Annotated in this window: 20 protein-coding genes and 2 riboswitches; of the genes, 3 read left to right on the top strand and 17 right to left on the bottom strand. The window is 34.7% G+C overall.

Annotated elements, in window-relative coordinates:
* Positions 1-109 precede the first annotated feature (109 nt).
* The 5 genes from HRG09_RS23535 to HRG09_RS23555 form a co-directional block, all read right to left on the bottom strand.
* A complete protein-coding gene (locus tag HRG09_RS23535; protein WP_174103210.1) occupies positions 110-1621 on the bottom strand; it encodes a sensor histidine kinase in 1512 nt (503 codons plus the stop codon).
* Positions 1605-2306 (bottom strand): response regulator transcription factor, encoded by a 702-nt coding sequence (locus HRG09_RS23540; protein WP_174103211.1) that lies wholly within the window; start codon positions 2304-2306, stop codon positions 1605-1607. The genes HRG09_RS23535 and HRG09_RS23540 overlap by 17 nt, the downstream gene beginning before the upstream one ends.
* 139 nt (positions 2307-2445) lie before the next feature.
* Positions 2446-3771 (bottom strand): NCS2 family permease, encoded by a 1326-nt coding sequence (locus tag HRG09_RS23545; protein WP_174103212.1) that lies wholly within the window; start codon positions 3769-3771, stop codon positions 2446-2448.
* Between the two features lie 128 nt (positions 3772-3899).
* A riboswitch (purine riboswitch) is annotated at positions 3900-4001 on the bottom strand.
* A 164-nt stretch (positions 4002-4165) separates the two neighbouring features.
* Positions 4166-5704: a glutamine-hydrolyzing GMP synthase gene (guaA, locus tag HRG09_RS23550; RefSeq protein ID WP_217448149.1), complete on the bottom strand. Its 1539-nt coding sequence runs from the start codon at positions 5702-5704 to the stop codon at positions 4166-4168.
* 161 nt (positions 5705-5865) lie between these two features.
* A riboswitch (purine riboswitch) is annotated at positions 5866-5967 on the bottom strand.
* 614 nt (positions 5968-6581) lie between these two features.
* Positions 6582-6983: a helix-turn-helix domain-containing protein gene (locus tag HRG09_RS23555; RefSeq protein ID WP_217448150.1), complete on the bottom strand. Its 402-nt coding sequence runs from the start codon at positions 6981-6983 to the stop codon at positions 6582-6584.
* Between the two features lie 137 nt (positions 6984-7120).
* Here HRG09_RS23555 and HRG09_RS23560 point away from each other — a divergent pair, with 137 nt between their 5' ends.
* Both HRG09_RS23560 and HRG09_RS23565 read left to right on the top strand, forming a co-directional pair.
* Positions 7121-8806: a T7SS effector LXG polymorphic toxin gene (locus HRG09_RS23560; RefSeq protein WP_174103213.1), complete on the top strand. Its 1686-nt coding sequence runs from the start codon at positions 7121-7123 to the stop codon at positions 8804-8806.
* A gap of 22 nt (positions 8807-8828) precedes the next feature.
* Positions 8829-9053 (top strand): bacteriocin immunity protein, encoded by a 225-nt coding sequence (locus HRG09_RS23565; protein WP_174103214.1) that lies wholly within the window; start codon positions 8829-8831, stop codon positions 9051-9053.
* A gap of 61 nt (positions 9054-9114) precedes the next feature.
* Here HRG09_RS23565 and HRG09_RS23570 read toward each other — a convergent pair whose 3' ends face one another.
* The 12 genes from HRG09_RS23570 to HRG09_RS23625 form a co-directional block, all read right to left on the bottom strand.
* The gene (locus tag HRG09_RS23570; RefSeq protein WP_174103215.1) at positions 9115-10293 is read right to left on the bottom strand and encodes an XRE family transcriptional regulator; all 1179 of its coding nucleotides are present in this window, start codon (positions 10291-10293) and stop codon (positions 9115-9117) included.
* A 35-nt stretch (positions 10294-10328) separates the two neighbouring features.
* Complete coding sequence (locus HRG09_RS23575; protein ID WP_174103216.1) at positions 10329-11036, bottom strand: DUF5986 family protein; 708 nt, start codon at positions 11034-11036, stop codon at positions 10329-10331.
* A gap of 180 nt (positions 11037-11216) precedes the next feature.
* Positions 11217-12185: a phage major capsid protein gene (locus HRG09_RS23580; protein WP_174103217.1), complete on the bottom strand. Its 969-nt coding sequence runs from the start codon at positions 12183-12185 to the stop codon at positions 11217-11219.
* Between the two features lie 76 nt (positions 12186-12261).
* On the bottom strand, positions 12262-12444 hold the full coding sequence (locus HRG09_RS23585; protein WP_018766651.1) for a hypothetical protein: 183 nt from the start codon (positions 12442-12444) through the stop codon (positions 12262-12264).
* A 52-nt stretch (positions 12445-12496) separates the two neighbouring features.
* On the bottom strand, positions 12497-12679 hold the full coding sequence (locus tag HRG09_RS23590; protein WP_174103218.1) for a hypothetical protein: 183 nt from the start codon (positions 12677-12679) through the stop codon (positions 12497-12499).
* A 386-nt stretch (positions 12680-13065) separates the two neighbouring features.
* Positions 13066-13455 carry a sigma-70 family RNA polymerase sigma factor gene (locus tag HRG09_RS23595; protein WP_174103219.1) on the bottom strand — a complete coding sequence of 130 codons (390 nt, stop codon included), beginning with the start codon at positions 13453-13455 and terminating at the stop codon, positions 13066-13068.
* A gap of 21 nt (positions 13456-13476) precedes the next feature.
* A complete protein-coding gene (locus tag HRG09_RS23600) occupies positions 13477-13698 on the bottom strand; it encodes a hypothetical protein (protein ID WP_174103220.1) in 222 nt (73 codons plus the stop codon).
* 339 nt (positions 13699-14037) lie between these two features.
* A complete protein-coding gene (locus tag HRG09_RS23605) occupies positions 14038-16320 on the bottom strand; it encodes a phage/plasmid primase, P4 family (protein WP_174103221.1) in 2283 nt (760 codons plus the stop codon).
* 102 nt (positions 16321-16422) lie between these two features.
* Entirely contained in the window at positions 16423-16722 is a 300-nt protein-coding gene (locus HRG09_RS23610; RefSeq protein WP_174103222.1) for a hypothetical protein, read from the bottom strand.
* A gap of 14 nt (positions 16723-16736) precedes the next feature.
* Positions 16737-16877: a hypothetical protein gene (locus HRG09_RS23615; protein ID WP_174103223.1), complete on the bottom strand. Its 141-nt coding sequence runs from the start codon at positions 16875-16877 to the stop codon at positions 16737-16739.
* Positions 16878-16931: 54 nt separating this feature from the next.
* Positions 16932-17231: a helix-turn-helix domain-containing protein gene (locus HRG09_RS23620; RefSeq protein ID WP_309232327.1), complete on the bottom strand. Its 300-nt coding sequence runs from the start codon at positions 17229-17231 to the stop codon at positions 16932-16934.
* Positions 17232-17246: 15 nt separating this feature from the next.
* Positions 17247-17471: a helix-turn-helix transcriptional regulator gene (locus HRG09_RS23625; RefSeq protein WP_174103224.1), complete on the bottom strand. Its 225-nt coding sequence runs from the start codon at positions 17469-17471 to the stop codon at positions 17247-17249.
* A gap of 183 nt (positions 17472-17654) precedes the next feature.
* Here HRG09_RS23625 and HRG09_RS23630 point away from each other — a divergent pair, with 183 nt between their 5' ends.
* Positions 17655-18263 (top strand): helix-turn-helix domain-containing protein, encoded by a 609-nt coding sequence (locus HRG09_RS23630; protein WP_174103225.1) that lies wholly within the window; start codon positions 17655-17657, stop codon positions 18261-18263.
* Positions 18264-18276 lie beyond the last annotated feature (13 nt).

Genomic DNA, 18276 nt, shown 5'->3' on the forward strand with positions numbered 1-18276 from the left:
GTATAATATTACACCTCTTTTATACAACCGTCAATATGTTTTTCTAAAAAAATATAAAAAAGACTTACCTCTTATTAAGTAAGTCTTTTTCCCAAAACACTTTCTTTATTTACTTTCCCTCTATAACTGGTAATGAAACAATAAACTGAATCACTCCGTCTCCATATTCAGCTCGAATTTCTCCGTCTTGAAGTTCTACAATACTTTTCGCAATTGCAAGTCCAAGACCTGATCCTTCTGTGACTCTACTTCTAGATTGGTCTTTCTTATAAAAACGTTCAAATAAGTTCCCTAGCTCCTCTTTTGTAAACTCTTCGCTATAATTCGCAACAGAGATTTGAATAGTACGACGTTGTCTTTCAAGAGAAACTTTGATTTCTCCATCATCCTTGCTATATTTAATTGCATTCATTAAGAGATTTTCAAATACACGAACAATTTCCTCTGAATCAACAGCAGCATACACACGTTCTTCGGGAAACTTTTTAATAAATACAAGACTATGTTCTTCTGCCTGTGGCACTAATTCTTCTATTAATTGATCAAGGAGTTCATTCATACATACTTCTTGTTTTTCCAAGACAATATTTTCATTCGTTAGTTTTGTATACTCGAATAAATCCTCTATTAAATTCTTCAACTGCTCCGATTTTGAAAATGCGATTCTCATATACTCATCATGTTGTTCTTTATTTTCATATTTTGAATCACGTAGCAAACGCAAATATCCCATAATAGAAGTAAGTGGTGTCCGTAAATCATGCGATACATTCGTAATGAGTTCATTTTTTTGTTTTTCTAGCTTACGTTCTCTTTCAATATTAACCATAAGCTCTTCAGCCATATTATTAATATTTTCAGTCAATGCAGCGATCTCATCTTCCCCTTTTTTCTCAATACGATAAGCCAAGTTCCCTTTTTCTATTTCTTTTACCCCTTGTGCCATTGCTTCAATTTGCTTCATCTTTCTCTTTGTTATATAGAAGAAAGAGAAAATAAATACAAATACACCAATCAGAAACGGAAATGGACCTTCTACTTTATAATACACTACCTCTCCTTGAGGAATTCCACTCACAAACATATATAAGTTCTTATCTTCAATTGTAATAGGTGAAAAAGTAATAAACTCTTTTCTCGACCTTTCAATATCATTATTATTTGAATAATTGATAGCAAATGATGTCACATTGCGAATTGTATTATGCAAATTAATTTGTTCCTCTTGTGCCTGCTTCGTTTTATACAGAACCTTACCACTTTCATCAGTAATTAATATTTTAAAAGCTTCATGTCCCTGTTCTAAGTTTTGATTTTCTAACTCTATCATATTTTGCAAAGCATCTAACTTATTTTCCGTAACCATCATTTCTGCTGTACTTTGAGCTTTACGATTAATTTGCTCCATGCCATCCCTATAATTAATTTCAGCATTTCGACTTGAATCCTCAAAAATAGGTGCCACTATCTTCGTCGATACAAAAATCCCTAATAATGCACAGGCAGTGAACGTAGTAATAAGCTGAATTCGAATACTCCGTCTAACACTTTTTATCCCTTTTCTAATCCATCCTTTTATTTTCTCATATACATAGGTAATCGGACTAAATATCTTTCTCAATTTTATACCCCACTCCCCACACGGTTTTAATATAACGCGGTTTTCTCGGATTCTCTTCGACTTTCTCACGGATTTTTCGAATATGTACCATCACAGTATTATCAGATTGAAAGGATCGTTCGTTCCAAACCTTTTCATAAATTTGCTCTGCGCTAAAGACCATACTAACATTACGAGCTAGCAATTCTAGAATTGAAAATTCTCTTGGGGTTAATTTCACTTCTTTATCCATCACAGTTACTTGATGTGTTGAGACATTTATTTTCATATCCCCAACTTCAATCTCGTTTTCATTTTGAACAACAAAACCATTCATTTTCATATATCGACGCAATTGTGATTTAACCCGCGCCACAAGTTCTAATGGATTAAATGGTTTTGTTACATAATCATCCGCTCCTGTTGTTAATCCTAAAATTTTATCCATGTCCTGTGTTTTCGCTGATAACATAATAATCGGCATCTCTTTTACTTCTCTTACCTTCATACACATATGGATCCCATCAATTTTTGGCATCATAATATCTAACACAACTAAATGCACTTCATTCTTCTCTAATATATCTAACCCTTCTGCCCCATCCCCAGCTTGTAATACTTTATATCCTTCATTTTTTAAGTAAATCGCAATTAAATCCCGAATTTCTTTTTCATCATCTACAACAAGTATTGTTTCTTGTGCCACAATATCACCCCTAACTTTTAAAATCCCTATTTCTTATTATAAAAAAACTTCTGAAGAAAAACGTTCTGAAATCCTTAAGATTTTCTGAAGACGCAAAAAAGGTCTAGACTCCCCTTAGTCTAGACCTTTAAAAACCCCTTTATTGACGAACGTAGATGAAATATAGTACAAATAAAACTCCCATAACATACATAATTGGATGAACTTCTTTACGTCGACCACTTACAACCATTGTAATCGGATAGAAGATAAATCCAATCGCGATCCCTGTTGCAATACTATACGTAAGTGGCATAGAAATAATCGTAAAGAATGCTGGTACTGCAATCTCGAACTTCTTCCAATCAATTTCACCTAAAGATGAAACCATCAAGATCCCAACAATAATTAATGCTGGTGCTGTTACAGCCGCAGTTACGACACTTAGTAATGGCGAGAAGAAAAGTGCTAGCAAGAAAAATCCTGCTGTTACAACTGCTGTAAATCCTGAACGTCCTCCTGCCGCTACCCCTGCAGACGATTCAATGTAAGACGTTGTTGTAGATGTACCCAGAATCGCACCAATTACAGTTGCAATCGCATCTGCAAATAACGCTTTTCCCGCACGTGGTAATTTGTTATTCTTCATTAATCCCGCCTGGTTCGCAACCGCTACAAGTGTACCCGCTGTATCAAAGAAATCAATGAAAAAGAACGTTATAATAACAATCGCCATTTGAACAGTAAAGATATCTCCGAAGTGCTGGAAAGCAACACCAAACGTAGGTTCTAAACTCGGGATTGCACCCACTATAGCTTTTGGTGTATCAATTAACCCTGTTGCTACTCCAAGAATCGCTGTAAGAATCATACCGTAGAAAACCGCGCCATTTATCTTTTTAATCATCAAGATCACTGTAATTACTACACCGAAAATCGCAAGTAATGTTGTACCCTTTGTTAAATCCCCCAATCCAACAAGGACCGCATCATTCTTCACTATAATTCCGGCATTTTGAAACCCAAGAAAGGCGATGAACAAACCAATACCTGCCGCTACTGCAAACTTTAACTCTGCTGGAATGGCATTAATGATTTTTTCACGAATACCAGAAGCAGTAAGAATAATAAAGATAATACCTGACATTAATGTTCCGGCAATCGCAGTTTGCCACGGAATCCCCATTGTTAACACTGCTGTATAAGCAAAGAATGCGTTGATTCCCATACCTGGAGCTAAAGCGATTGGATATTTCGCGAAAATTCCCATAATGAGTGAACCAATTGCTGCTGCTAATGCAGTAGCAACAAACACCGCACCTGGATCCATTCCTGTTCCAGCTGGTAACCCTTTAATATTTCCCAGTGACAGTGTAGCAGGATTGACAAAAAGTACATAAGCCATAGATAAAAATGTCGTTAACCCTGCAATGAACTCTGTTTTATAATTCGTGCCGAGTTCATCAAACTGAAAATAACGTTTCATCCTACGTTTCCCCCGTTATATGATTACTCGTCGTAATCCTCCCTAGCCCTCTTTTATCTATAAAAATAAAAAAGGCCTCCATTGCGTATACATGGAAGCGTTCTATAAACAAAGGTAGATTTCCCCTAACCTTTATACAAACACCTCGTAGTCAAGCCATTTACGGTAGCTAGGTAGACACTTTCGGGCCATATCCCCGATATTATACGACGGCTGTAATATTCATTTTTCGTATCAATTACATACTCATATTAACTCACACACAGGTATATGTCAATTTAAAAACGAACATTTTTACACAAATTCATATTTTCGTTCGTATAAACAGATTAAAAAAGATCCATCTATGCATAAAATCATAGATGGATCCTCCTTTAAGCGAATAAACCTTATTCTATTCCCACTCGATTGTTGCTGGTGGCTTACTCGTTACATCATACACGATACGGTTAACGTGTTTTACTTCGTTTACGATACGTACAGAGATTTTCTCTAATACGTCCCAAGGGATACGTGCCCAGTCAGCTGTCATACCATCGATAGATGTTACTGCACGAATACCTACTGTGTAGTCGTAAGTACGCTCGTCACCCATAACACCTACACTACGCATGCCAGGAAGTGCAGTGAAGTATTGCCAAATTTCACGGTCTAAGCCTGCTTTTTTGATTTCTTCACGTAAAATTGCATCAGATTCACGAACAATTTCTAATTTCTCTTCTGTAATTTCACCTAATACACGAATACCAAGTCCTGGACCTGGGAACGGTTGACGCCATACTATTTCATCAGGAATTCCTAGTTCTGATCCTAATACACGTACTTCATCTTTAAATAACGTATTTAATGGTTCAATTAATTTGAATTGCATATCTTCTGGAAGTCCGCCAACGTTATGGTGAGACTTAATTGTTTGTGCAGTTGCTGTACCACTTTCAACGATGTCAGTGTACAGTGTACCTTGTGCTAAGAAGTCCATTCCTTCTAATTTAGAAGCTTCATCATCAAATACGTAAATAAATTCGTTACCGATAATTTTACGTTTTTGTTCTGGATCTTCAACGCCTTTTAATTTATTCATAAAGCGTTCTTTCGCATCCACTTTAATAACGTTCATGTGGAAGCCTTCGCTAAATGTTTTCATAACGCCTTCTGCTTCACCTTTACGAAGTAAACCGTGGTCAACGAAAATACATGTTAATTGATCACCGATCGCTTTATGAATTAATACTGCTACAACAGAAGAATCTACACCGCCGCTAAGTGCGCATAGTACTTTTTTGTCGCCAACTGTTTCACGGATCTTTTCTAATTCTACTTCGATAAAGTTCTCCATGTTCCATCCTTCAGAACAACCACATACGCCGAATACGAAGTTTTTGATTAAATCATTTCCGTGCTCAGAATGACGTACTTCTGGATGGAACTGTACACCGTATAATTTTTGCGCTTCATTGCTCATACCAGCAATTGGACAAGACTCACTTGTTGCATCTACTACGAAACCTTCTGGTAAACCTGTTACTAAGTCACCATGGCTCATCCATACAACTTGCTCTTCTGGAAGGTTTGCATATAATTTTGATTCGTTCTCTACTTTCAGAACTGCTTTTCCGTACTCACGATGGTTTGCACGTTCTACTTTTCCACCAAAGTGTTGTGTCATCAGCTGCATGCCGTAGCAAATACCAAAGATCGGTAAGCCTAATTCAAAGATTTTTTCATCACAGTGGAATGCATTTTCACCATATACACTGTTTGGTCCACCAGAGAAAATAATCCCTTTTGGATTCATTGCTTTAATTTCTTCTGCAGTAATTGTATGTGGATGAAGTTCACTGTATACACCGAACTCACGAATTCGACGTGCAATTAACTGATTGTATTGACTCCCAAAATCTAAAACGATAATCGTATCGTGCTGTTTCTTCAAAATAATCACCCCAACGTTAGTTCTCGTATATAAATATTTTCACCAATTTGGCAAAAAGCATTACCAATATAATAAAAAAAGCCAGTCCTCCGCCCTCAGTCTCATAACAAAGAAAAGGCAGGGGTCTGACTTTATAAAGATAGTATTCCGCTCTTTATAAATATAAGACGCACTGCCTTCATAGTCAGGTTGTTTACGGTAACCCGGTAGAGACTCTCAAACCATATCATTGAGGATATATGAAGGATTGTTTTATATTATCTTCCTAGATTCTAACAATGAAGTATCGATATGGTCAAGAGAGAAAGCGACAAAATTCTACAGAAATTATTTTCCTTGTACAATAAAACTTTTCTTCACTATAAATATAGAGGTTTCATATACATCCACTTCTACATAAATACAGATTGAAAAACTAACACAAAACCATTCCTTTTAGATGGAAGAGAGGATCCGTTCACGAGTAAAAGCGGTCAGTACCTGTTTTAGCGCTATGCCACGTAAAAACAGAAGGAGAAAACGAGTGGAGACCTTGTTTTGTTTTCATAACCGCGACTTACTTCTAGATTGAAAAATTCAAATGGATATATAAATGAAAAAACAAAAAAACATCCACCTCTATATAGAGATGGATGTTCCGCCAGCGGATGAAATTACATCATGCCGCCCATCAAGTTGTACATATAATAGAAGAAAACAGAAACAAAAAAGGTTATTATATCAGTCTTTTTCAGCAACCCCATTACTTAAAAATATACAATTCCAAACCCATCCGGACACTTTTCGGACACCACCAAGGGTATGAATAATGTTCATAACCTTTTCATCATCATCTATTTCTTCAATCATCCTTGATACTTGCGAGTATTCAATCCATTCATGTTATACCGCCTTGTGCCGCTGCTTTTCCCTTAAGCCAATTAATAAAATCCTCTTTTAAAACCCTATTGTTGCTCCCTATCTTAATTAAGGGAAAACCATTCTCCCTCATAATTTCATAAACCTTGCTAGTAGAAACGCCTAATATGTTTGTCACATGGTCAACGTTCAATAAAACTGGATAATCCTTAATGTCGTTATACAATGTTGGAAGACTCTCTAACTTTTCTTCTGTTGTTTGTTGTCCATCTTCTTGATGAGATTGAAGTAATTCAATGGCTTCCCAAAATTCTTCATCGCTCCACCCTTGTTTCACAGACCATTTAGCAATACGTAAAGCTTGTTGAATGGTTGATTTTTTCACGCCTGTTCCGACTGATTTTTCTTTGTTTTCCGGCATGTTGTTTCTCCTTTTTAGTTGGAATATGGATAAGTTCGCTTTGAGGTATTTTAATACCTCTAATAAATTCATTACAATGTAATATTTACAGTTATCTCCTTAAATTGGTATGATTTACTTGTTTAGGAGGAAAATTCATGAGTTTAAACATGTATCTAGGGGAAGTACATACCCAAACACAAAGTATGAACGCTGTATGTACCGCGACGATTCAAGGTATGGAACAAGTCATTCAATCGATTGACGCTTTTGCAATTGATACTGTTCTGCAAGGACAAACATATAGCAGTGCAAAATCATTTTTTGTACAAACCTTTCGTCCTTTAGCACAAGGGATTATTTATTTATGTGAAGAATTAATCGTTCAGAATAATGCCTTTCCAAGTCAATTTGAATCAAAGGTAGCTTCAACTGATGTAATCGAACAAGAAATATTAGAACAAATTCAAGAAATTGACCGAATGAAAGCAAGTATGGAAGCCATCATTCAAACTATACCAATTCCAGGTATGGATGCTATGGCGAATCTTTTCACTGCTATGAGGAAAAAACTGCAAGAAAAGTTAGATCACCTGTATGAGTTTAACCAAACATCTAGTAATAATTATAGTACAGCAATTCAATTAGCGGCTAGCATTGCGACGGGTTTGGCTGAAGTCCAAAGTGGGAAAGGTTTTAGTCCTGCAAGTGGTACATTTAGTATACAAGGATTGAATATGGAGTGGGTGACTTCTATTCAAGAAATTACAGAAGATAGGAAGCGTCAGGCTGATAATTCGATTAAAGATGGAGAAATGTGCGGTAGGCTAGAAGAAAAATCTCCGATTAGAAAGGCTTGGGACGATAAGGTAGACGATGTAGTTAAAATGTTCGAAACAGTAAAAAAGATGTGGAATGGTACTGTAATCGGAACAGGGAAAGCTGTTGAAGATGGAATCAAGTCCATGGAAACTTTAAGTAACATGGATATAAGGAATATGGATATAGGAACTTTTATTAATGTTACATATGCGATTTTACATTTGGATGAAACGGCAAAAAATATGTGGCATGCATTTTCAAGTACTATGAAACGAGATATGATAGATGGCGATGCAGAGAGCCGTACACAATGGATTACTTATGGATTAACACAAATAGGGCTCGGTTTAATTCTCGATAAGGGACTAGGTAAAGCAAGCCTGGTTACAAAAGGAGTAAAAGCATCAAGTGGAGCAAGTACATTCACAAAAGGAGTAACGCTAATAAAAGAAATGAAGCAAGCATCTGAGATTTTACAATCTTTTAAGAAAGATGTTTCTTTTGCTTTCTCTGGTGGAAATATCATAACCAAGATACCTCAAAGCGAATTGAATCAAGCCTATTATAATTTTGCAAAGACTACGACTTCAAGTGCCCAAAAAAGAAATTCTCCAGGAACAGTAACTTCAAGTTTTAATCTTGAACGAAGCTTAGGAACTCAAAAGAAATTAATGTATAATGGTGGTTCTATTGGTGTTATTCCAAAAGAAGTACGTGATAAGTTAGTTGGGAAAGAATTCAAATCGTTTGATGAATTTAGAGGAGAGTTTTGGAAAACAGTTGCTGATTCAAACTATGCGAAAGAGTTTAACCAAAGAAATATAAACCTTATGAAAGAGGGTAAAGCTCCATTCGCTCCATTATCTGAGAAGTATGGTCAGCATAATCAATATATTTTGCACCATAAACAACCAATTCACCAGGGTGGAGATGTGTACAATCTCGATAACTTAATAATTGTTTCTCCTAATATGCATCAAAATATTTTAGATCGTTCATATCATTTCGGTAAAAAAGGTTAATAATTATGAAAGGATGGTTAGTATGACACTCAAAATGACGAAAGAAGAACTTATTGAACTTGTAACGAAGATTTGTAACCCTAAATTACCTGAAGAAGAACTTAATGAATACGTAAACCAATTTAATAATAGTGGTGTGCCTCATCCCGCTCCAAGCGATATAATCTTTTGGGATTTCAGTGACTTAACACCAGAAGAAATAGTAGAGATTGCGTTGAATTACAAAGAAGAAGAAAAAGAAAAATAAAATATTAAAGAACAAGCCGCCCATCTAAAAATGAGCGGCTTTCTTCATTACCTAATCCATTTTATACTGTCTTATTCGATCTAGCATTTCTTTTCAGTGCTAATACTACATTAGAACTATCACTTCTAAATCTAGATAGTGTACCTTCTTCTAAACCCGTCAATGCCTCAAACATATCTTCACGTAGGCTTAATTGATACTCATTTGAAAGTTCTTCTAAAATGCTATTACCATCAAAAACATCATTTTCAAGCAATGTAAGGATTGATTTTTTAATTAAAACTGGGCTTGTAGGCTTAAATTGTCCATCTAATGGTTCTTTTTTTCTCCAACCATTTTTACTCATTTGTCTTTGCAAATACGAATATTGATTGAAAGTGATTACTCCTAAATTGTATGCCCTTCTAACCATTACTCCCACAGAAACATGCCATTTTTTCTTCATAAAAACATAATGGTCTAGGTCAATCGGAAACATACTAACATCTCTAATAAAAGGTTCTTTAGGTAGTAGAAATGCACTAGCAAAATCATTTGCCTGCTGTTCCATTTCTCTTTCCTCATCCTTGGACAATGTAGATAAGTCAAGGTATGGTTCATGAATCAATATGTGAGCAAGTTCATGTGCTGCATCGAACTGTCTTCTATATCTACTACCTTTATCATTTCCTAATACTACAAAATAAACATCTGAACCATTTATTTTCCTTGTTTGTGTATATGCATCAATTTCAGCAACATTTATTCTTGAAGTAGAAACAATTATTCCATTTACCTCTAAGAGCTCAACCATATTTTTTATTGGTTTATCTCCCAGTCCCCAAAACTCTCTAGCTTGTACAGCCATCTCTTCTATATTCATATTATCTACATCTAAAGTAGGTAAATTTTCTTTAGGCAAATCAATATATTCATTGATTAACTGATAAATAATTGAAAGAAAATCTAGCCTCAACTTCTGAGCCTCAAGATCTTTCTTCAAAGTTTTTGCAAGTGCTCTAAAATATGCATTACCTACTTTATCTGTAACAGTATCATCTTCAAAATAGAACTTTCTTGGGAAGCCTAGAACTCCCTCCAGTTGAAGCATGATTTCTCCACCAGGTGGACTAATATTTTTTTCATACTTAGAAATCATTTGTTTAGATATTGAAAGCTTTTCCGCTAAATCCAATAAACTCATTGCATTAAAGCGTCTAGCTAATTTCAATCTTTCACCATTAAATTTAGATGTAATCATCTTAAAAAATCCCTTTCTATGAGAAGAGCGCGATTTTATTCAGATGTTTTCTTGCGCTTTGTTTTCAGTGGAACGTCCATGTCATGTTGTTCTTGTTCTTGTTCTTGTTGTTTATTCTCCGTATCACTATCATCATTAGAAGCAACAGTAATAAAGTCACTCCAATCCTCTTTATAAAGCGTATCTAAATTTTCATTTAATATATTAGCTTTAACGGATTTTAATTCATAGCCTTTCATATCAAGACTAATCACACAGAACTGTTCAATCTCACAAGGACACGCTTGAAGCATTTCTTTATATATTTGATGAGCTTCCTCTTCATCGAAATCCAAGCCAAATGATATCTGTATCGCTCTTCTCTGACTCAAATCTAATTTTCCCTCAAAATCCGCATTACATACCCCTGAAATGGCAGAAATATAATGCATTACTTTAGGCTTTATCTTTCCTGTCTGCCTAGCATCAAGATTGTCTTGAGACAACAGGAAAAATAAAGTCTTACTTGTTGTATCAACAAGCCCTGTAACTTTCCAGCCATTCCTCTTTGTTTTGAACGAAACAAGCCCTTCTGCGTCATTCCCAAGTTGATGAGGATATATAAAACTCCATTTCGCCATCCCATGACCATTGTTAAATCCATAATCATTTGCTAATCTATCGCTGGCCTTAGACAACGATGCTTGAACCCTTCGAATGATTTGTCTGATACTATCTTCATCAACATTCAGTTTAAAAGGCAAAGACGACACTCCCATCCTTTAATATTTCGTCCTCTTATTTTTACATTTTATTTAAAAAACGTCAACCTATAAACTTATATTTTTGAAAATAGTCAATAATATTCTTTTTCCAATTAAAAGGGATATCAATTTCACATCAATATCCCTAAAAATCACATCATACTTACAAATATAGTAAAATCATTTAATCTCCAAACGATACACAGTTGGTTCTACCTCTGAATAGATTAGCTTCCCATCAAGAAGGTTGTATAATTTCAATCCTACTTCATTAACATTCGTATACATTTCCTTCATAACTTCAATTTCCAATCCATCTGAATTTTCCTGAATAACGAAGGATGCAAAGTCCCCAAAGTAAAATACTGCCGATGAATCTACTGATCCTTTCACTGCATCTGTGCAATCCAGTGGAAATCCTATTAACATGTAGCTTACTCCACCATCCACAGGATCAATTGTTTTTAAAGCCGGTTCCCCATTTGGTAACTTTAAATCTTCGACGTATTCAAGAGCTGTTTTGTTTACAATCCATCTTGCCTTGTTAATCACGTTAGTAGATGGTTTATTTTTTAGCTCTTTAATAATTGCTACTGGATCTGTTTGAGTTGGTGTAAATACTTTTGCTCTATTTAGCAATGATCCAGGGTTAAAAGCACCTGCATTATCTCCATTAAACATGTAATCAATTTCTTTTTTTAGATACTCTTTTTTCATTAATTCCACAATTAAATCTGCTAAACTAACTGCTCCTGTATTCATTTTTAATATTTTTCGTTTTACCCTTGAAATAGAATCAAATTCCACAGGTGATAAAACATCTGCAGTTAATCCAATGCTATTCACTTCAATTTCATTTTCTTTATCACGTTCTTCTGAATGAACTTCAATTTTGATATTTGATTCCTCAGTCAAAACTGGATATCTTAGATTTCCATCAACTGTAACTACTTTCCCGTATTTTCTTAGTAAATTTTCTTCTTCCACATAACTAATGATTTCATTAGCTATAGATGTTGGAATGAAGGCTTTTCCACTATTTGAAACGGATAACCCTAATGAACGAGCTTCTTTCTCACTTATATTACCTGTCACATAATTTGCAAAAGCTGAACGAATTTCTTTTTTATTTTTAATTGTTGTAGTCATGATATAATTCTCCTTGTATTTTGTTTTTTGATTGAGCATAGGATGTTGGTCCAGAACACCCTATGCTTTTTTGTACTTATTTAAATTTCACTAACATATTATCGATTTGCTTAAGTAGTTGCTCCCGTTTGTCTAGCTGTCTCCATACTCCGTTTCGTCTTTCCCAAACCTGGCCTTTTCTTCTTTTTATTAGATTCTTTAATTCCGTCATATCTCTAGATTCGTGGAATTTAGATGCACTTTCATAATGTCTAATCATTTTTCACACCTCCTTTCAATAAATTTGATGCTCTATTACCTTTGCTATAAAACTAGTATTTACCCTGTTCCGATTTAATATTTTGATATGCTTCGACTAGTTCCATACACAGTTGATGATGCACAGGATCCCCCTCTTCAACTGCAGTATTGTACTTTTGAATAAGCTTATCTAATTTGGATCGTTCCTTTTCACTTAAGTTATCGAGGATAGATTGCAAACAATTCCCTATCATTTCCCACACCTTCTTTTTAGTTGAATTCGACAATTATCGACAAATTAAAGGTATAACATCCCCACTTTTTCCGATAATGTTTGCAGTACAACAAATGAAGTACACCAAACCTCTAACCATTGATATGAATGGGTTTATAGGGATTTTTCACTTGTCACATTTGTTGTATTCTAACAGGCGTGACACATAGTGTGACAACCTCAAAACCCTTGATACATCTATGTTTCCAGCTCTTTTTGTAGTAAAACACCCCCCTTTATTTTTTAAAAATCTTTCCCAGGTGCACACTTGCCTCCCTCTCACCTATCTCCCAAAACATGTATGTCTTTTATTTTTGATAGGGGGGGTTATGATAAATCGTTTATTTCAATACCTTTCACAGTTCTCTATCCTCCTGCCTTTAATCTCTCAGCAAACCTAATCCTTCTTATAATCTCAGCATGTTTAAGCTTAATATAGTTAGAACTATAATTTAATTTGGTTCCTATGCCTTCTAACGTCATTCCATCGATATATTTCATCTTAAGTATTTTGTGTTCAACATTTTTAAATTTATCTATCAGGTGAACAAGCTTTTCCATTTGTTCTTTCCTAAAGGTAAGCTCCTTCTTAAGTTGATCCAGTATCTTTTCTGTTTCCTCATCGCCTGGATCAACGGATACTATATCTTTACCCCAATCCCTCTGACGTTTTATTTCAGCATTTATTCTATTTAACTTGTATTCCAAATAAGCGATATCTTCTTCTAACTTTTGATAATCTTTTAGGCAAACCAATTACATATCACCTACTTAGATTTAATTCTCTTTTCTACTAATCTCTTTACCACCCAGCTTCATCTTCTTTAGAACATAGCCTGTACGAATATAAGGACTATCTTCCTCTATACAATGCGCATCCCTGTGACCTTCACCTGTTCCATGATGATGAAACTTTCTACAGTATTGACACCATGTACTAAGGTTTCCTGATACGTCTCTTTCTATTGCTAGTACGATTGGAGCTTTTTTAGTTGCCATTTCTACACATCCCTTTAATAAAAATTGCTTTATTGCTACTTTTTTAGCAACAAAGCAACAAGCCAGCAATAAGTCCAATTCCTCGTCACTCTAAGGCTTGTACATATTTTATTGCTTATTGCTGGTTATCATATCTCATTCGTGCATTTCTCTCACAAATGATTAATATGTATATTTGTTATACACATAAATGCATTTTTAATAATTTATTAATAGAAACTAGCAATACGAACACCATAAATCCTTATGGCTCTAAGGTTCATACTTATTGCCGCTTTATTGCTTACTCCGCAATACAAACACTCTAAAGCCTTGCAACTCTAAGGTTTGTGCTTATTGCTATTTTATTGCTGGTTTTGATTTAAACCCTTTAACCGTTTTCCATGAACCATTAATTTTTATCATCTTATCTTTCCATTCCATTTCATACTTAGTACATACTGAATCTTTGAATCGTTTTTGCCCTAACGGATGCGGAACGTGGTTATCTTTGCACCACTCGTCATATGCCTTTAAAGCATCCGTCCCCCTGACTTCTTCAAAAAACTGCTTATCATATTCAAAAAAGAAGTCTGCAAGCGGATCATTATACTCCATAAATTTTTGTTTAGCTTCTTCCGCCTTCTCGTTGTATGTTAGGATATCAACCGTACGTTGCTTCATTTCCTTTATTGCATCTACAGCCAATTTCAAGACATATTCCCTTGCACTTACTGTCTCAAGTCGTTTCATGCTTTCCATTTCTGATATACGGTTTGGGTCATTCATAAAATTATGATCAAACGGTAAAATATGCAGTCGTTTATTAATCTGATTGCCATGTTCTCTGAAATTAGGATAGTGATTACTAGCTGTAATACATACCGTATTCATTTGTACTGTTTGACTACCCTTCCCTTTATATTCGATATCGACATATCCACCTGTAATGATAGTTTTTAATGTTCCACTATCACGTATTACCTCATCGGGTTGATCGTCTACGATATTTGCCAATTTCCCATAAATACTACTACCCGCAAAAGCATTTTCCGCTAATTTCTGTGGGCTTATTGCTGATATGTTTTCTCCAGAATTGAACGTTTTCTGTATCATATATAAAACTGTAGATTTACCGTTATGAGCACTACGTCCATACAGATAAAACATTTTCGGCACTAACAAATTCGGATACAAAACTGCTCCAAACATTTCATGAATATTTTTGATAGTAGGTAGATGTCCGTCAGATACTTTCATCAGCGTTCTTTCAACAAATGGATCAAAAGCCTTTAAATTATATTTTGTTGGTATTTTTTTCGTTACAAATACATCTGGTGTAAACTCTTTAAATTGCATACTATCAAGATGCAATAAACCATTTTCTACTGCTATATAATTCTTGGATTCTTCATTTACTACTGGTGACATGTCCATAATGTATTCTTGTACTTCACGCACTTGATTTCTTTTTAATATCTCTGCATCACGAACAAGTGAACGTAATTTCCTACACGTTTTATCCAGTTCGTATATTCCAGTAGCTTTGTTGTAAACATAGATATCACCATCTTCATTTGGAAAACGAACAATTTTATTTTCCTGTAAAATATAGTCGACCATGATATGATGCAAAAAACTAATCTTTCCGTTATTTTCGCCCCACCAGGAGCCTTTCTTTATACCCGTTGTTTCAACTTGTTCATTTACCAAATAATGAACATCATTTTTTCGGTTGTAATCAGAACTATGGTTATAATCCGAAACAGAACTGTGGATAGATTCAATTGCCTTTTCAATTGTCATTTGTCCATATGTACGGCCATCCGAAGAATGTGGTTTATCCCATTTTTCACGAATTAAAGCTGATTCTCTAAACATGGAATCCATCTTTGCAGCATCTTTATCTGTCCAGAATGCTAGATGATTACATAAAGCCATATCAGTTGAAGAATGGTCACCGTTAATCAACATGCCCTGGAATAAATCTTTAATGGATGCACCGCTTTTACTATCAAACATTCGCTCCCAAAGTTCTGCATCAGATAGAATGCTTATGTTGCTTTTCTTTGAAATATAGGGTGTTTTTGGTGTTGCAGGTACTTCCTTCTTTTCTATATATCTTTGAAAAAGAACTTTTAATTTTTCAGTCGATTCCTCCACAGGGGAATTATTTATACTGTTCCCAGTGAAAGTAAAATACCGTCCATGCCTATATACTTCCAATCCAATAGAAGGATTTTTCTTGCCTGTACCCACTCCCCTCAAAGGTAGCTTTCCTTTTGCAATAATATGAATACCTTCACCACTTGGCGAGTATTCTGTATAACTTGGAACAAGCTTCATAATATCCTCGGCTAAATCTGTAAATTCACCTTCCTGGACACAATGATCTATATCAATCCCTATGAATACATCTTCCTTAGAAAACATAAAACCAATTCCGTTATAATCACCTTGTTGATACTCTTCCAAAACGTCTTCAAAAGTAGACCAAGTATTACGGTTATTTGATTGAGCCATAGTTCCATTAAGTTGATATGGTACCTTTGTTGTTTTCCCAGATCTAACTTGCGATTTCCACAAGACCCAATTAGGAGTGTTTTTTAATTCTGTTGGTATATTATTAAAGTTATCGAGCATATTTATCACCCCCATTGCCGTTAAAGTAACTTAATGTTAGAATGTAAGTAATCAATTAAATTCGCATGAAGATATATGAATTCGCCGTTCATATATCTTTTTTTATTGTCTTTTTTCGCCATTCTTCACAACCTCATTGAATAAATCTGTATTGATTTTATCGAATTCTTCAACACTTCCGATTAATTCAGTTTTTAATTGCCGCATGACATGCCACAATATTCTAATCGTTCTGTGATGCTCTTTGTAGTAGCTTTTTTCTTCACCTTTCATTTCTACTTCTAACATTCTGTCATTTAATTGACCTAATAGGGTTTCCACATCAATTAAAGTATCTGCATGTCCTTTAATTTGACCTACTTCATGATCTAATCCAAATGCTAAATCCCTTACATCCCGCATGTTTCCAACACTCCTTATTTATTCATTTCATATAACTTTTGTTTTGCTTCTAATTCCATAGCTTCTAAAATCTCAGGATTTTTTCTTGCTACAGCACATCGTTTTACAATTTCATGCGCCTTCATTAACCTCGTTGCAGACAATACTCCGTTCATATGTATTCACACCTCCCACTTAGACCATCTAACCAACCAAAAGCGCTATTTGGTTTAAAGCAAACTTTGATAAAGTTTTATATCGTTATTAGTAGCATTCATATTGGAAGTCATATCGTCCAAAAATGCATCTACTTCATTTTTCTTAAACAGATACTTACTTCCGCATCTGTAGTATTTGAGACCATTTTTCAGAAAATGTTCATCGATAGTTGGTTTGCTAATGTTTAGATACTCGGACAACTCTTTATAAGTCATGAAGTATTTTTGTGCAGCTAATTCCTCAACTTTTTCGTTTATTGCTTGTTCCAACATTGAATTAACTGTCTTTTCATCAATCTGAACATTTAACACTCTACTCACCTTCTTTTATTTTTTGGTCGCCCTCTCCTCAATCACAAAAATATCATCAAAGCTTAATAGCAAAGTATCGCAAATTTTTTTTGCAGTATCAGGTCTTGGCGATTGTTTTCCATTTGAAATTTGAATGAATGTTGCTTCTGACACACCGCTTTCACGTGCAAAAGCACGTTTAGAAAAACCTCTTTTTGCAATAATCCCATTAAATTCACTACGAGATTTTAATACAATCAACTATTTCACCACCTTTATAAACAACACAAACAGCAAAATGATTAGTGTATTGGTTATTCCGATTTACACATTCATCATAATGCTAAGATAATTGGTTGTCAAGTCATTTTGATTAGTATATTGGTTATTTTGATTAGTTATGATATCATTAGGGTAAATTAATCAAAAAAGGAGTTTATTTTTATGGGACTAATTCATTGTAATTTAAGGGTTTTAATGGCTGAACGAGGGCTGAACATTCAAAAGGTTAAAGATAGAACTACTTTATCTAGGACAACCATTTCTAACTTGTACAATAATTATGGATCGGGAATTCAATTTGATACCATGAGACAATTATGTGAATTACTAAAGTGCAAACCTGGCGACCTAATTTCTTACATTGATATAAAGCCAGAATTTAAAGTTATTACCAAGGAACCAAGAATATCAATGGATGAATCTACTCATGTTGCCAGTGAAGAAGGACAGGGATATCAGTATATTTCAAAGATCGAAACACAATTAAAATTACATTGCAAACTTAGGTATGAATGGGAATATCATGAATTTGATTTTCATGTAGAAGTAAAGTACTGGATAAACGAAAAAAAACTTATCAATGATGTACACATTGGAATCTCTCCCATTTTTGAATTTAGTTTAGATCAACCTCAATTACCTCCGTATGCGGAAGCTTATATCTATGACAAATTAGATGATTATATAATTGAATGGGGCATTGAATTCTTTAATGATGAAATTGAAGGAACTGACACCTTATTTATTGATCACTATGATTTACTAACATAAAAAAGAGGGGAAT

The sequence above is a fragment of the Bacillus sp. Xin1 genome (genome assembly GCF_013314535.1).
GTDB lineage: Bacteria > Bacillota > Bacilli > Bacillales > Bacillaceae_G > Bacillus_A.

What these genes read in the sequence shown, in the direction of transcription:
- HRG09_RS23545 (WP_174103212.1), bottom strand. Translation starts at nt 3,771, where the DNA reads ATGAAACGTTATTTTCAGTTTGATGAACTCGGCACGAATTATAAAACA.
- HRG09_RS23555 (WP_217448150.1), bottom strand. Translation starts at nt 6,983, where the DNA reads ATGCCGGAAAACAAAGAAAAATCAGTCGGAACAGGCGTGAAAAAATCA.
- HRG09_RS23560 (WP_174103213.1), top strand. Translation starts at nt 7,121, where the DNA reads ATGAGTTTAAACATGTATCTAGGGGAAGTACATACCCAAACACAAAGT.
- HRG09_RS23565 (WP_174103214.1), top strand. Translation starts at nt 8,829, where the DNA reads ATGACACTCAAAATGACGAAAGAAGAACTTATTGAACTTGTAACGAAG.
- HRG09_RS23570 (WP_174103215.1), bottom strand. Translation starts at nt 10,293, where the DNA reads ATGATTACATCTAAATTTAATGGTGAAAGATTGAAATTAGCTAGACGC.
- HRG09_RS23580 (WP_174103217.1), bottom strand. Translation starts at nt 12,185, where the DNA reads ATGACTACAACAATTAAAAATAAAAAAGAAATTCGTTCAGCTTTTGCA.
- HRG09_RS23585 (WP_018766651.1), bottom strand. Translation starts at nt 12,444, where the DNA reads ATGATTAGACATTATGAAAGTGCATCTAAATTCCACGAATCTAGAGAT.
- HRG09_RS23590 (WP_174103218.1), bottom strand. Translation starts at nt 12,679, where the DNA reads ATGATAGGGAATTGTTTGCAATCTATCCTCGATAACTTAAGTGAAAAG.
- HRG09_RS23600 (WP_174103220.1), bottom strand. Translation starts at nt 13,698, where the DNA reads ATGGCAACTAAAAAAGCTCCAATCGTACTAGCAATAGAAAGAGACGTA.
- HRG09_RS23605 (WP_174103221.1), bottom strand. Translation starts at nt 16,320, where the DNA reads ATGCTCGATAACTTTAATAATATACCAACAGAATTAAAAAACACTCCT.
- HRG09_RS23610 (WP_174103222.1), bottom strand. Translation starts at nt 16,722, where the DNA reads ATGCGGGATGTAAGGGATTTAGCATTTGGATTAGATCATGAAGTAGGT.
- HRG09_RS23615 (WP_174103223.1), bottom strand. Translation starts at nt 16,877, where the DNA reads ATGAACGGAGTATTGTCTGCAACGAGGTTAATGAAGGCGCATGAAATT.
- HRG09_RS23630 (WP_174103225.1), top strand. Translation starts at nt 17,655, where the DNA reads ATGGGACTAATTCATTGTAATTTAAGGGTTTTAATGGCTGAACGAGGG.